The sequence below is a fragment of the Streptomyces hiroshimensis genome (assembly GCF_014650335.1).
GTDB classification, from domain to species: domain Bacteria; phylum Actinomycetota; class Actinomycetes; order Streptomycetales; family Streptomycetaceae; genus Streptomyces; species Streptomyces hiroshimensis.
This window is the reverse complement of sequence record NZ_BMUT01000002.1, coordinates 738124-752581: the sequence shown is the minus strand read 5'-3', so window position 1 is coordinate 752581 and position 14458 is coordinate 738124. Positions and strand designations below refer to the sequence as shown.

The window sequence follows — 14458 nt, the reverse complement described above, 5'->3', positions numbered from 1 at the left end:
GTTTGTGGCCGCGCGGTCGGTCTCAGCCATGTCCACTCAGAGGCTTCCCTCGCCGTCGTACGCCATGGCCTACCCCCTTTTAACGCCAGCCGTCGAGAGAGACCTGCGGTCCGCCGTCGAGATAGCGGTGAAGGGCACTGGCTGTGGTATCCACGAACTCCTCGGGGATGGCGTCGGCGGCGACCCAGCAGACCTGGGCGTGCTTGCGCGGCTCGCGGTTCTCGGGCTCGCCGGTCCACTCGTGGGCTGCGAAGACTACGGTGAGGAAGCCATTCGGGGCTTCAACCCCCCAGGCGCCGTGGATGACGTGGGCGACCTTGAGCGCGTCCGGCTTCACGACCAAGCCGGTCTCTTCGTACAGCTCGCGGACGGCCGTTTCGGTGATCGGCTCGCCGGGCTCGCTCTTGCCGACGGGGAGGTCCCACTTGCCCTTTGCGAATTTGGCCTGGTCGCTGCGCTGGAGGAGGACCACGCGATTGGTGGCCTTGTCGTGGACGATGACGGCGGCGACCAGCAGGGTCATGGATTCCAGGGCGGGCTTGAGCGCCTTGGGCTGGTCATCGGTTGTCGGCTGAGCCACGGGGGTCCCTTCGTCGGCCGGGTTGGTGGGCATGTTAGGCGAGCGCCTCCCGGGCGCGGCGGGCGAGATCGGCTGCGCCGGGCACTTTGCGCCGTTGGTAGATCACCAGGGTCGATCGGATGGAGGTGATCGCCTTGCGGGTGCGGTCGGAGGTCATGCCCTCCATCAGCGTGAGGGCCTGGTTCCAGGCGGCGACGGCCTCATCGGCACGGGCCTGGGCGGCGAGGCTGTCGCCGAGGTCGGCATAGGTGAGGGCGTGGACGCGCTTGTACTTCTCGGGATCCCAGCGGACGAGCGCATCGCGGTGCTGTTGCTCGGTACCGAGGTGATCGGCGAGGTCGGTGAGCGTACGGGCCGTGTGGCTTGCGACGGTGCCGGCGGCCGGCCCGCTGACGAGGGAGAAGCTGGGTTGGGGGCAGTCGTCGCGGAGCAGGGCGTCCTCGGCTGCGAGCAGGGCGCGGGCCGCTGCGGACCTCGCGTCGACTGCGGCGAAGGCGCGGGCGTGAGTGATGTGGAGCAGTGCCTCGGTCTGGCCGTCGACGTGGCCGAGGCCGCGGCTGAGGGCTCCTTCGACGAGGTCGACGCAGTGGTGGGGCTGCTTGAGGCTGAGGGCCTGGTGAGCGAGGGCGCGCATCATCCAGGCGGCGTGGCCGTGCGGGTCGGCTTCGCAGGCGAGCTGGTAGCCGACCTGGTAGTAGCGCTGGGCGGCGCCTTCCTGGCCGAGGTCGTGGTGCTTCCAGCCCGCGAGGTATGCCAGCTCTGCGACGGCGCCGAAGGCGGCACGGCGTAAGGCATCAGAGGGGAAGCGGGCGCGGAGCATGGGGGAGGCGGTGTCGGCGAGGTAGGCGGTGACGGTGGTGAGCCCGTGGCCACCGCCCAGGCGTTCGTCGGCCGCGCTGAACGCGGCGGTGATCTGGCGGACCACCTCGACGTCCTCCGACCCGACCAGGGACCTACCGGTGCGTGCGCGAAGCATGCGGGATGCCGCCTCGTGGTCGTAGGCCAGGGGCATCGCCACGCCTGCGGTGGTAAAGGCGGCCACAGCCAGGAAGCGGCGTCGCTCGACGTCGGCGCGGCCGAGGTCGGTCGCTGTGACGACGGGATCGGGGTCGTCGGGGACAGTGACTTCGGGGTCGCGCAGGCCGATCTCGGTGAGGGTGATGGTGCGGCCGGCCCTGCGCGAGAGAGCTTCCGCCAGGTAGTGACCGGTCTGACCAGTGGGCTGCCGGGTGCCGTTCACCCAGTGGGAGATCGCCGACTTGTTGGTTTGGATGATCTCGCCGTTCTCCGCAGCGATCCGGCGCACATCCCTGGCCAGTGCTTCGTACGTGCAGCCGATCGCGTCGATGACCTCGCGCAGACGGATATTGGGTCTGTTGGGTGCCGCCATGACCTCCTCCGTCCTGGGGCTGTAAACCGCGTATACCGCTTGGCCTCGCCTTCACCGTACCCACTGTGCGTGACCGCCGGTTCACTTAATCGCAGCCGCCTGGAACTGCCCGAACGCATCCTGGCTCTCCCCTCGGCAGCTCCCTGCCCGACTGACTGGCGGCCTATGAAGCCGCAGCGGGCCCCCGGCGCCCACCAGTTGTCTCCTCGCCGTGCCGGCGGCCCGCTGCATCCATTCCCGAAGGAGACGACGGTGACGTACAAGTCCCGTACAACCAGCGACAGGAAGCCCCGTGGCGACTGGCTGGGCGTGACGCTCGGCTGGATCTGGGCTCTCGGCACGCTCGCGGCGGCGAGCGGCCTGACCACCATCGTGGGCCATGACCTGACCCATCGTGCGGATGGTGTCGCGGCGGTGTCGTGGCCGGAGGTCCACTGAGATGGCGGAAACATCGAGCGCCTCCCTGGCGGCCGCGGATGTCTTCGCCTACGCGGACCGGCAGATCGAGCAGGCCGCGGCCAGGCTGTGGCCGGGGGCCGCGGTGCGGCTCGGGGTGCACACGCCGAGCGTGACGGCCTACGTCCGTCGAGTTCAGGTGGATGAGCGGGACCTGTTCGCCAAGGTCTCACTGCTGGGCCTGTCGCTGGTGTCGGTGCTGCGAGGTACGGCCGGGGACTGGGCCCAGGTCCGGGCCGCCCAGGCGGCTTACCAGGGCTCGCCGGGCACTCTGCTGGAGCGGGAAGCCCGGGGACTGGACATCCTGCGCGAGGAGGCCGGAGTGCTGGCCTGCCGCGTCGCCGGGCTCCAGAGTGGCGTGCTGTTCACCGAGCAAGTGACGGGCCCGACGCTGGCCGACCTGCTGGCCAAGGAGCCCCACCGCAGTGGCGAGCTGATGACCCGCGTCCTGGTGGAGCTAGCGGGTCTGCAGCGGCCCGCGATCGCCAAGTCCGTGGACGAAGTGGCGATCGTCGAACGGGGCATTGGGCCAACCTTTCACCGCAAGTTCAACGGCATCAGCGGCCCGACCTACCTGCGTAAAGCGGGGCAGACGGGTGAAGTGCTGGCGGGCATGGTGGGCAGACTGCGACGGCTGCGACCGGCTCCGGCGGCCGGGCGGCGGCCGGTGGTCTACGGCGACCTCAAGCCGGACCACGCGGTCTTCCCCGGTGGCCCCGAGGACCGTCCGGTCTTCCTCGACCCGGCCCTCGCCCGCGGCCGGCCCCAGACAGATGCGGCGAAGCTGGTCTCGCGGACGGTGCTGAACCTGGTCGCCTCACCTCCGGACCGGGCAGCGGCCAAAGCGGTTGTTGGCGGCATCGAGGTCTTCGTCGACGTGATGACCGCCGACCTCGGGCCCGACGAGCGAGCCGCATGGATCAAGCACCTGGTGGTGTTGTGGCTGATGGACACCACCAACATCCTCAGCACCTACCTGACCTGCCCAGCCGACCTGCCCTTGCCCGAGCACGCCGTCAAAATCACCCATCAGGCCATGTCGGTGTGCACCCTGCTCGACCGCACCACCGCGAACCTGCTCGCCGGGGCAGACCCGCGGGCGGTGTGGCGGCTCGCCCTGGCTGACGTGGCGAAGGCGGCCGACCGGTGACGCCACCGCTGACGCCACCGCCGGTCGGCGCGGTCGGAGTAATCGGCGCCGGAGCCGTCGGCCAGAGCGTGGCCATGCTGTTGGCCGCCGGAGGCTGGTGCGAGTCCGTCCGCATCGTCTCCCGCACCGGGCTCTCGGCCCGGGCCCTGGTGACCGATCTGGAGGACATGTGCCAGGTCACCGCCTCCTCCGTCCGGGCGGTCCACGTCACCGACGCCGGACAGCTCGCCTCCTGCGAAGCGGTGGTCGTCTGCCCGCGGGGCGATTTCACCAACACCACCCGCACCGACATCCGGATGGCCGGCCTGAACGCCAATGCCCCCGTCATCGCCGACCTCGCGCGGAAACTGGACCAGTACCAGGGACTCGTGGTCATGGTGACCAACCCCGTCGACGTCCTCACCCGCCTGTTCGCCGAGGTCTCCGGCTGCCCCCACGTGTACGGGGTCGGCTCGAACACCGACACCGCCCGCTACCGCCTCGCCCTTGCCCGCCTCCTGGACGTGCCCCCGCAGGCCGTGGTCGGCCACGTGATCGGCGAGCACGGCGACCAGGCCGTGGTGTGCGCGTCGGCTACCCGCGTCGGTGACCTGCCCGTGCCGGTGCCCCTGCGGCACGTCCGCGACGAGCTGAGCGACCGGCCCCGGCGGATCAACGCAGGGCTGGGCCGTACCCGCTGCGGCCCGGCCGGGGCGGTGATCGCTGCCCTCCGCGCAGGCCTGGGCCTGGACGACGCGGTTACGGAGTTGTGCGTCAACCACGAGGGGAGGTGGAGGGGAATTCCGTTGCGCTTCACCGCCGGAACCCCGACCGTGTGCCTCCCCCGGCTGGACGCCGCCGAGGCCCGTCAGCTGATAGCCGCCGACGCCAAGCTCCGTGATGCCTACGAGCCCCTGGCCCGCCTGTACCTCCCTGCGCACCCCCGACAGAAGGAGAAGACCGCAGTGCCTCAGACCGCTGTCCGTATCGCCACGGCCACCCAGGCCGCGACCGTCACCAGCAACAGCCCGGTGGTCACAGACTGGGCCCTTCGCTACTTCGGCCCCTGGTGGAATGCCACCAGCACCGCCCCGGACACCAACGCAGCAGTGATCACCGACGTCAACGCCGGCCGGGTCACCGAGATCGCCCAGCGCGTGGCCGACCACCCCCACGAGAAGACCGTCTACGCGAACTCGAACATGCTCTTCGACCAGGACGACGACGGCACCGTGGCCGCTTCCCAGCCCGACGAAAAGCTCGTCTACCGGGCCGAGCCCGGCGGGCCCCTGCGCATCTACGGGTGTGAAGACATTCCTGTCGCCCTGGCCACCGCACGGCTCACCCGCGAGGTCGTCCGCGGGCAGCTCCTGGCGGACGGCTGGTCGATCCTGCACGCCTCCGCCGTCGTCCGCGACGGGCAGACCGTGCTGACCCTGGGCGACAAGGGCGCAGGGAAGACCACCACCGCCCTCCTCCTGGCCCGTGCCGGCTGGCAGCTGCTGGCCAACGACCGCGTCTTCATCCGTCGCGAGGACGACCGACTGCGGGTCCTGCCCTGGCCCTCGGCCGCCGCCATCGGCCTGGGCCTCGTGGACGCCCTCGACTGGTACGAGACCGTCCGCGAACGTCTCCTCGGCGGCGAACAGCTCCACCCCACCCAGCACCAGAAGGTCACCGGTGCCCTCCACTCCGGCAACTGCACACCCTTGTGGAACGAGTCCGGCAAGGAGCTCAAGCCCCAGTTCTTCCCCGACCAGCTCCACTCCTGGCTCGGCCTGACCCTGGCCACCGAAGGACACGCCGCCCGCATCCTCTTCCCCGAGATCACCCCCGGCACCAAGCCCGCCCTCCTCGACGAGGACCGAAGCGTAGGGGCCGGCGACTTCTTCACCGCCGGTACCGAAGACCGCTACCCCGACGTCTTCGGCCTCCTGCCCGCCGACCTCCCCAGCACTCAGCCTCTGCTCGAACTCCTTGGCGAACTTCCCCGGAACGCCCTGACCCTGGGGCACGACGTGAAGGCGAACACCGACTTCCTCGCGCAGGTCACAGGCCCGACCACATGAACGAACGATGGCGGGGATGCCCCACGGCATCCCCGCCATCGTCGCCATCCGAGAGATCAACTGCCTGGACGCCATCCCCGGATCCCCGTGTGATGTCGTTGGGCGCACATGTGCCGCTAGCGACGTCCTCGGCGTTCCTCAGCCCTCGCATTCGCCGCGGCGGGCGGCGGGACGCACATGCCCTTCGACCCGCTTATGGGATACTTGAGCATCTTGGGGGGGGAGAACTGCCCGCTTCACCCGTCCGAGGACCGCCACCATGCCAGTCCCCATCCCCGCTCTCACGTCTTCCGAGAGACAGATACTTGGGCATCTTGCTCTCGCAGACTTCCCGCACCCGGACGTCGAGCCCAAGTCGGCTGCCGCACGGGGCCTGGACGAGCGCCAGCTGCGTTCGGACATCGAGGAACTGCGCAGGACCGGGCAGGTGACGGTGACCGAGGGGCGACTGTCGATCACCGAGCTCGGGATGGTCGCGTACCTGGCTGCCGAGCGGGACGAGCTTAAAGCGACCCTGACCGATGTGTCTGCGCTCGCCGATGAGCTGCAACACCGAGACCCGGTCAGCCCGGTGCCGCACAGTCTGCGCCAGCTCGCGCAAGGCGCTTGGGCCGTGGACCAAGCGCTCGCTCACCTCGACCGGACCTGACCGGGCAGACAGAGGGACGGTACATCCGGGACGCGCCGACGGCCAGGGCCGCCGACTCCATCACTCCTCGGCAGGATCGGCCTGGCGATCGGCGTCATCCGTTGCCTCGAAGATGTCGAAGGTCACCGAAAGACGCGGTTTGCGGGCCTTGTCGGTGACCGGAAGAACTCCCTCAGCTTTGAGAGCTTCCTCAGTGATCAGCGGTGCGGCGAGAATCCGCTCCAGCAGGGACCCCTGGGCGGGAGCCAGCTCGACCAGACGGCGCAACACCGTGAGCAACTCGATGAGTTCGGTGCTCCATTCGCTCGGCCACTGCTCGGCGTGGATATCGTCCAGCGGGCTGGACCTTTTGCTGTCCGGGCGCGCCTTGCGATAACCGAACCATTTCTTGAGGATGCCCATCCCGCCTACGTCGTAGGTCCACACCTCCTCGGGTACCGGTCCGAAGGATCCGGTGCCAAGGTGGAGGGTCTGCGTGGCAGCCTCGTAGCGCATTTCATGAGGGACTTCGTTGCCGATGGGAGTCAGGTAGCGGACCTGCCGGGGGTCATCGGGCGCGTAGGTGATGGAGCCAGGCATACGTCCGACTCCCGGGTCGGCGAACGCTTCGCCGTATGTGGAGGCCCACAGCACCTCCTCGCCAAGCCCCACCGCTTCCTTCCAAAGTACGGAATCACCGCTCAGCGGCATCCGTACTCCGGGGGTGAGGAGTTCCTCCTTAAAGCGCTTCGTGAATCCCGGGTGGCCGGCCACGGCCATAACGTACGCGGTGAGATCTTGGACGGTCACTTTGGCGAGTCCCAACCGGGAGGCCAGGGTGGCGAGCAGTCCTGTAGGCACGTTGCCGGTGCCGTCCGGGTGCAGCATAGGCATCACCCGGCCCGCGCGCCCATTGAAATGGTTCGTGTCCGGCAGGAGGCCGGTGGCGACGACGGCCGGGCCGGACTCGATGGGGCGGGCGGACTGCTGATTGAGGAAGACCTGCCCGGGCAGCAGTGCCTCCCACAGTTCGGGGCGCGGGAAGTCGATCACCCTCCGGTCCGCGATCAGCCACTGCCGGTCAAAACTCCGAAAGCTGATGCGCAGGAGGTCAGGGCGCTGGGCTGTCTCCTGCCCGATCGGCACATCGTGTGGGCTACGGCCCGGCAGAGCGTCGAGCTTCTTGCCCAGGGTCCGGTCGCGGGTTTCCTTGAACAGTTCCGCCTTCCGCTCGGGGTCCTCCTCGCCGATCAGCCCGTTCCAACGCCGTTCGAGGATCTGCCGTCCGGACGAGTGCACCCAGCCCCGGTTCGTCTTGACACTGGGGCTGCCCCAGGGGAAGAGGTCGTTAAGCAGCGGGTATGCATCCCAATCCAACTGTGCGGGGGTGAAGGGGGCATCACTGTCCGTGCGGGCCACCTGCCAGGCGTCGTCGTCCAGGCGGATGTTCTTGAGTTGCTGGTACTTCTCGGCTTGGCGGCCGTGTACCTCGCGGTAGTGGATGACGGCCGGGCGGGTGTGGTCGGCGTCCGCGCAGCGCAGGAAGATGCAGATCGCCAAGGGCTGGGCAACGCCGGGGAAAATACGGGTCGGCACATCGGGCCGGTGGCCCTCCGGGGAGACGTTAATGATCCAGCCTTCATCGCAGGTGTCGCGCAGGTAGGCGCGCATGCCCCGTCCTCCGGGCCCACTGACGAAGGCGTTGGGGGTGATGAAGCAGACCACTCCGTGCTGGTCCTCGGGATGTGCGTCGAAAACCTTCCACGCGGCCCAGCGCCAGAAGTAGATGTAGAGGTTCTTCAAGAGGTGCTCGTGCCGGCCGTTTCCCGCGAGGCGGAAGTCGTCCAGCAGCGGCCTCCCCTTGCCTTCCGCACCGTGTTCCACCCAGCCGCCCCGTCCCTCGGCCTTGCCGCCGTAGGGCGGATTGCCGATGACAGCGTTAACGGGCACCCGGGCCTTGACCTTGTTGGCACGGTCCCGGGACTCCGAGATTGCCCCGTAAGTGGAGGCGATCGCCTCCTCCTTGACGTACGGGTTGTCCAGTGTGTCCGTCACATAGAGATTCGCCCCGCCCTCCGGCAGCGCCGCACCGTATTTCTTCAGCAGGTCCGACGTACGCAGTTCGGCGACCGCGGAAGGCCCCATTTGCAATTCGAAGCCGACGAGGCGGGCCGCGAGGTCGCTGATGGCCTGGGGGGCCATGCCCGGGCCATACCGCTCGGCAGCCCGCTGGGCCACGCGCTCGATGATCGCATGTAGGTACGTGCCCGTCCCCATGGCCGGGTCGACGGTGAAGACAGTCCGGTCGGCAAACCCCTCCACCTTGCCCAGCTGGGTACGCAGCACGTCCTCTGTAAGCCGGACCATCTCTTCCACGACTTCGCGCGGCGTGTAGTACGAGCCGCTTCTCTGTCGCAGCTCGTCGTCGTAGACCTCCAGGAAAGACTCGTACAAGTGCAGGTAGGCGTCCTTGCGGTCTTTGCGGATCGGATCCCAGTCGACGGAGGCCACGATCCGGACGAGAAGGTCGAGGGTCACCTCGAACCGGTCGTCGACGTTGTCGGTGAACAGCTGAAGCGCCTTGCCCATCAAGGAGTGTCCGGCATGCAGCTTCCTGCCTATCTCGTGGAGCGAGGTGCCCGTCAGGGCGATGTCCTCGGTACGGGCGAGCAGGAGCGCGAACGTGACGGCCTGCGCGTATCCGTCGGCGAAGGTGGCATCGTCCGCGGTGGGGAACAGCAGCTTGCGCCAGTCCCGGGCCAGACCGGTGAACGGCAGCTTGCTCAGGCTGGCGCCATCCTTCACGGCCTTCTTTTCGGCGGCAAGCTGTTCCAGGACTGCGGCGCGCAGCAGCCGGCACAATGGCGCGATCCGCTGGACGAGGGCCGACACGGACCGGATGGGCTCCGGCTCCCAACCAAGGAAAGTGCGCAGCAGGCTGTCCAGATTGGTGGGCGTCGGTACAGACAGCTTGCCGCCCGCGTTCTTGAGGGAGCCCTCAAAGTGGACTGGCTCCCGAGCTTCCTTGCCTCCGCGGAAAAGCCGCCAGGTGGTCCCGTTGGTGTAGAGAAGGTTCGGCAGATCGCGCAGCCGTTCCCACTGGCGCTTGTTCTGCCCGGTGAAGGACTCTGGGTCAATGTTCAACCCGGGCTTCTTCACCTCAATGTAGCCGATGATCGCCCCGTCGACCTGTACCGCGTAGTCGGGGCGTACGCCGAGCTCGTCAAGCCGGGTCTCGTCATGCCACAGGACCTCTTTCAGCCCATAGCGGCGACCAGCAGTCTGGAGGAGGTCCTCGATGGGGCGGCGTATCACTGCCTCGGGCCCGCCCGGGCCACTCAGCCTGTCCTTACACGCCTTCCCGAAGTCTGATACGGCCTCAGCCAGCCAGCCATACTCCGATCCCCTCACAACGTCCCCCCAGCAACCGGCACTTGAAAGTCAAATGATCACTTATGACTACTCTCGCATGCAAGTGGCTCCGATTCTCATCCGTGACTCAGAGGGGCGCGCATCAGCCCGGACGGCATGGACTGGTCGGAGGAGGACAAGACCCTCCGCATCTGTCGCCAGATCACGCATCATCGCGGCACCCTCGTCTTCGCTCCGCCCAAGGGCGGCACCAAGGACGACCCGAAGGACCGGTACGTGCCCCTCGACGAGGACTTGGCGACACGGTTGCGCGAGCACATGCGCGTGTTCCCACCGGTCGAGGTCACTCTGCCGTGGCTGGAGAAGGACGGAGAGCTGGTCACCGTACGTCTCATGTTCACCACGCGTGAGCGCAAGGCGCTCAACGGGAACTATTCAACTACCTCTGGAAGGCGGCCCTGGAGGCCATCGGCGTCATCAAGGCGGTGAACGACAAGCCGGTCGGCAAGGGCCGCAAGTGGGAGGCATGCCGCGACAAGATGATGCATGCCCTACGACACCTGTTCGCCTCGGAGGCGATCAACGAGGGCGTTGACGTCTACACCCTCGCCGACCTGCTCGGCCACGAGGATCCTGCCTTCACCCTCCGGCGGTACGTGCACCGAGTAACCGACGCGGCGGAGAAGGCGAGGAAGGCAATCGGTAGGCGCTACCGAACCGCCGCGTGAGAGCCACTGACGCAAAATCCCCTCTGTACTGCAACACTTGCGTCCGGCGCTCACCCTCCCCCACACTTGGCTGTGGCCTTCAGGAGGCCACCCCCGGTCCTGCGTCGCCTCTTTGCCGGACCACATAGGGGGTCAAGGAGCCATAGCCCCACCTGTACATTCCTCGACGCTGTCCACCCATGCCCTCAAGCAGGGCTCGCAGATCAGTTGTCGGATGCCCAGGGGCGACGGTATTCGGGGACGGGTCGCACATGACCAGCGGTGGGCGTCTCATCAAGCTCGCGCGAACGCGGCAGCTCTACACGGGTGAGCCCTTCCACGTAGCGAAAGAGACAGTGCGCGGCGGGAACAATCGCTCTCCTCTTCCTGTCGCCTCCGTGCGGCAGGCCCGTCTCGAAGCCGAGACCTTCGCCAAACTCTGCGGCGGGGGTCAATGGTGGGCCCATCCTTTCGGGATCGCCTCTGTACAAGCGGAGGCCAAGTCAGCAGTGGTATACCTTGACAGCCACACCACGTTCCGCAGTGGCGACCCGTACCCTCGCAGCGCCCATGCCCTCGACGATCTCCTACCCGGGGCCGAGCTTGGCGTTCAAGTGAACGGCATCGTTGGCCTTCGCGTTGCAGGCATCGAGGGCCCAGATCTCCACCTCACCCTCGCTGGCGGCGAATGCCACCTGATACTGCGTGGCACGGCTGGGACGGATTGGGCCGAGGAGCTCGATGAACGGTGGCACCGCCTGGAGAAGGCAGGGTCCCCACCACTGTGGCAAGAGCCGCAGCTAACTTCCCACGAAGAGACACACATTCGGGACTATCCCCGGGTCTGGCGCGCTCACCGAGGTCTCGACTGGCTCGGATCCGCGCTGTTGCGCCGCATCGCCGTCTTCCACACGTCCAGCACCGCATACTCAAGCCGGTCATGGATCCATGACGATGAATGGATCTTCGAGCTGGACACAGTGCGCGGCATCAAGCTCGACCACGATGCTTTTCTGAGTCGACTCATGGACCCGCTATGGGGAATCCCGCTCCGGATTCACAGCCAGCACTGTTCCTGCGATCCCGATCATCAGCTGGGCCACAGCACCTACACGCTCCAGTGCACATACCACCTTGCGCATCCTGATACCAACGGGCGCGGTGGCTTACAGCTACGCTTCCGCCATGGGCCAGGCGCCTACTCAGGAGGTACACGTTCCACGCTCGAGCGTCTGGGCAGCCCCGCAAAGTGGCTCGACCGTGTTCTCCCAAAGAGCAGCCCAGACGTTTCCTCATCCCCCGACCATGAGAGAACATCGCGGTCCTCGCGTGAGGAGGGCGGCTCATGAACTGGGACGCCATCCTGCTATTCGTCCTGGCGACGTTCGGAGTCGTCGTACTGATTCTCTCGCAGCTTCACGAGGTGCTGGAGAGACTGCCGGCGGTCATCCGCGCATGGCATGAGGTCCGCCGCAGCTGGCACGAGGCACGAGATGACCAGCCCTAGTCGGGCTCAGAGCGGCCGCGTACCCGACCTCGATGGCCTGGGCGATCATCAGCTGCATCTGGCCCGGCACGGCCGTGAACCCTGCCCCTGAGCAGAGATTGGCCGCAGCATGGCCTGCAGCACGGGAATCCTCAGCTGGGGGACAGGCCGCCTGGCCGGAACACCGCGCCAGGAGAGATACCTCGTCGCCCCTGACCCTGGATGTGCGCCGATTGTGCACCGCCCATGTCGATCAGAAGGAATCTCCGCAAGTCAGAGCGTTTCCCTAGCTCTACTTCGACATCTAAGAACCCCGCAGATCAGAGCAGGTTTTTCCGGCGGCCGTGCCGTCCCCTTCGGGGGAGGGCACGGCCGCCGGCCTTTTCGGCTTGTCAGCGTGCCGGCTTTTCGGCGTGCCGGCGTGTCCGGGGGCCGTTGTTATTTCGGGGGCTCGGTGAGGCGGACCGTGCTGAGGATTTTTCGGACGGTCTCGTCCGGCACCTCGTCCTTCACGCCCTTGGCGCCGTAGAAGGTCCAGGAGACGAGCTCGTTCTTGGCGTTCTTGAAGACGAAGGCGGTGGCCTTGCCGTCGGAGTCGCACTTGTTCTTCTTCCGCACGCCGCTGGACCCGGACGTCGCCACGGAGCCGGTGAGGCCGGACTTCGTGGTGTAGGGCTCCGCCGGGCCGGTCTCGACCTTCTTCTTGTCCGGCTGGGCGTAGCGGCCGTAGACCCAGAGCCCGGCGTTGGTCCGGGCCGCCTCTCCGGCGTCCGGGGTGGAGCCCTCGTTGCGGGAGCCGACGGAGGCGAGCGACACGTCGTCCTCCTTGCCGTCGCCGTCGGCGTCGGCACGGCACCACTGTTCGTTGAGCACCGCCGGTCCCGTGATGGCGACGAGGGGCTTGTCGTCGGAGTCCTCGGTGACGAAGGTGACCCAGTCGCTCTCCTTGCGGTCCCATTCGGGGGGCACGTCGAAGGCGATGCCGCGCTTGGGGTTCACGAGGGTCTTCCAGCCGGGGACGACCGGCTTGGGGTCGTGGCCGGCGCGGGGGTTGTCGTCGCTCTCCGCGGCGGTGGGGTCCGCGCCCTTGGCCGGCGCCGAGGAGCCGGTGGCCGGCTGCGGGTCCTTCGCCTTGGCGTCCTTGCCGCCTCCCAGCACCAGGAATCCGGTGACGCCCGCGGCCACGACCACCGCCGCGGCCGCGGTGACGGCGATCACCGCGGTCTTCTTCCTGCCGCCCTCCGGAGGCCGGGGCGCTTCCCCGGAGCCGGCGCTCCACTGCGCCTGCCCGTAGGGGGCCGTCTGCTGATACGGATTCACCTGCCGGCCCTGCGGGTCCTGCTCATTCCCCGGAGGCTGCTGCCCTTGCCACATGGGAGGCAACCCTAAGCGCATGCACAGGGCCGCGATGCGGCAGGTGGCGGCAGGCCCGGGCCCCCGCCCGGCAGGTCAGCGGGTGGTGTAGCCGCCGTTGATGAAGAGGGTCTGGCCGTTGAGCCACCAGCCGTCGGTGAGCAGGAACTTCACGTAGGGGACGATGTCCTCGATCTTGGTGAGCTCGCCGTTCATGGACGAGGACTTGTGGTACGCGACGGAGTCGTCCGTCTCGGCCGGGTAGAAGAACGAGGTGTCCATCGGGCCGGGGGCGATGTTGTTCACCGAGATGTTCCGGCCGAACAGCTCCTTGGACAGGGCCCGGGTGAAGTGCTCGACGGGGGCCTTGCTGCCGGCGTAGACGGAGTAGAGGCCGGTGTAGGCGGCGAGCAGGGACGTCACGATGGTCACGATGGCGCCGTCGCGCTCGATGCGCTTGGCGGCCTCGCGCATCATGAAGTACGCCGCCTTGGTGTTGACGGCGAACATCTTGTCGAACTCCTCCTCCGAGGTCTCGGTCATGGGCTTCTTGACGACCATGCCGGCCGTGTTGACCATGCAGTCGACCTTGCCGAACGTCCGCACCGCGGCGTCGAAGAGCCGCTCGACCTCGGCGACCTTCGTGAGGTCGCCCTGGTGGGCGAAGGCGTCGCCGCCGGCCTTCTTCACGTCCGCGACGGTCTGCTCGGCCTTGTCGCGGGAGGAGTCGCTGTTGTAGTGGACGACGACCTTGGCGCCGTCCGGGGCGATCTCGCGGGCGATGAGGCCGCCGAGGTTCCTCGACGCGCCACCGATGACGACGACCTTGTCCTTGAGCGTACGAGCGGGCATGAGCCTCTCCCAGTGACGGCATGACGACCCTCTTGCCACGTTATGGGCAAGTCCGGCGGTTCGCATGCGGGCCGGGAGAGGCCCTTCCCCTGTCAGTGTCAGTAGTTGGCGGCCTCGTGGATGAGGGAGCGCACGGCCCGGCACGTCGTGTCGGAGGGCGAGTGGACGCCGATGCGGACGGCGGTCGCCCGTATCCGGCGGTTGCTCGCCTGCTCCGGGCGGTAGACCCCGGTGTGCAGCAGGGCGATGGCCAGGCGCATGGCCTTCAGCTGGCGGTTGTGCGCCTCGTACCAGCCGCGCGGGCGGCCCGCGGGCATCGGCTTCTTCGGCAGGGTGGCAAGGCTCGGAAGATCGGGAAGAGTAGGTGCTGCTACGGCCATCGGCGTTCCTCCTGAGGGGTTCGTAACCTCTCTCGTCTACCTTCGATTTTACTGCC

13 protein-coding genes are annotated in these 14458 nt (G+C 67.7%); 7 read left to right on the top strand and 6 right to left on the bottom strand.

The genetic code is table 11. The features are described 5' to 3' along the window. Positions 1–79 precede the first annotated feature (79 nt). Together IE241_RS08730 and IE241_RS08725 are read right to left on the bottom strand one after the other, a co-directional pair. Positions 80–613: an NUDIX domain-containing protein gene (locus IE241_RS08730; RefSeq protein ID WP_190021020.1), complete on the bottom strand. Its 534-nt coding sequence runs from the start codon at positions 611–613 to the stop codon at positions 80–82. 1 nt (position 614) lies between these two features. Beyond that, the gene (locus tag IE241_RS08725) at positions 615–1970 is read right to left on the bottom strand and encodes an NsdA family TPR-like regulatory protein (protein WP_058044734.1); all 1356 of its coding nucleotides are present in this window, start codon (positions 1968–1970) and stop codon (positions 615–617) included. 252 nt (positions 1971–2222) lie between these two features. Between IE241_RS08725 and IE241_RS08720 the strand changes: the two genes are divergently transcribed. From IE241_RS08720 to IE241_RS08705, 4 genes are all read left to right on the top strand, one after another. Next, the gene (locus tag IE241_RS08720) at positions 2223–2408 is read left to right on the top strand and encodes a hypothetical protein (protein ID WP_058044733.1); all 186 of its coding nucleotides are present in this window, start codon (positions 2223–2225) and stop codon (positions 2406–2408) included. Position 2409: 1 nt separating this feature from the next. Then, positions 2410–3576: a hypothetical protein gene (locus IE241_RS08715; RefSeq protein ID WP_190021019.1), complete on the top strand. Its 1167-nt coding sequence runs from the start codon at positions 2410–2412 to the stop codon at positions 3574–3576. Next, complete coding sequence (locus IE241_RS34780) at positions 3573–5624, top strand: lactate/malate family dehydrogenase (RefSeq protein ID WP_308433651.1); 2052 nt, start codon at positions 3573–3575, stop codon at positions 5622–5624. Before IE241_RS08715 ends, IE241_RS34780 begins: the two co-directional genes overlap by 4 nt. Positions 5625–5883: 259 nt before the next feature. Then, on the top strand, positions 5884–6273 hold the full coding sequence (locus IE241_RS08705) for a hypothetical protein (protein ID WP_190021018.1): 390 nt from the start codon (positions 5884–5886) through the stop codon (positions 6271–6273). Between the two features lie 60 nt (positions 6274–6333). Here the strand turns inward: IE241_RS08705 and IE241_RS08700 are convergent, their stop codons facing one another. Then, complete coding sequence (locus tag IE241_RS08700) at positions 6334–9567, bottom strand: type ISP restriction/modification enzyme (protein WP_229898928.1); 3234 nt, start codon at positions 9565–9567, stop codon at positions 6334–6336. A 213-nt stretch (positions 9568–9780) separates the two neighbouring features. Between IE241_RS08700 and IE241_RS08695 the strand changes: the two genes are divergently transcribed. The 3 genes from IE241_RS08695 (at position 9781) to IE241_RS08685 (ending at position 11838) form a co-directional block, all read left to right on the top strand. Next, complete coding sequence (locus IE241_RS08695) at positions 9781–10113, top strand: site-specific integrase (protein WP_190021016.1); 333 nt, start codon at positions 9781–9783, stop codon at positions 10111–10113. Continuing rightward, entirely contained in the window at positions 10110–10352 is a 243-nt protein-coding gene (locus IE241_RS08690) for a tyrosine-type recombinase/integrase (protein WP_190021015.1), read from the top strand. Before IE241_RS08695 ends, IE241_RS08690 begins: the two co-directional genes overlap by 4 nt. Before the next feature lie 1324 nt (positions 10353–11676). Beyond that, positions 11677–11838 (top strand): hypothetical protein, encoded by a 162-nt coding sequence (locus tag IE241_RS08685; RefSeq protein ID WP_190021014.1) that lies wholly within the window; start codon positions 11677–11679, stop codon positions 11836–11838. A gap of 417 nt (positions 11839–12255) precedes the next feature. Here IE241_RS08685 and IE241_RS08680 read toward each other — a convergent pair whose 3' ends face one another. From IE241_RS08680 to IE241_RS08670, 3 genes are all read right to left on the bottom strand, one after another. Further along, positions 12256–13137, bottom strand: coding sequence for a DUF8017 domain-containing protein (locus IE241_RS08680; protein ID WP_308433650.1), 882 nt, complete (start codon positions 13135–13137; stop codon positions 12256–12258). Between the two features lie 129 nt (positions 13138–13266). Continuing rightward, on the bottom strand, positions 13267–14022 hold the full coding sequence (locus IE241_RS08675; protein ID WP_190021012.1) for an SDR family oxidoreductase: 756 nt from the start codon (positions 14020–14022) through the stop codon (positions 13267–13269). A 98-nt stretch (positions 14023–14120) separates the two neighbouring features. Next, the gene (locus IE241_RS08670) at positions 14121–14402 is read right to left on the bottom strand and encodes a hypothetical protein (RefSeq protein WP_190021011.1); all 282 of its coding nucleotides are present in this window, start codon (positions 14400–14402) and stop codon (positions 14121–14123) included. Positions 14403–14458: the final 56 nt, after the last annotated feature.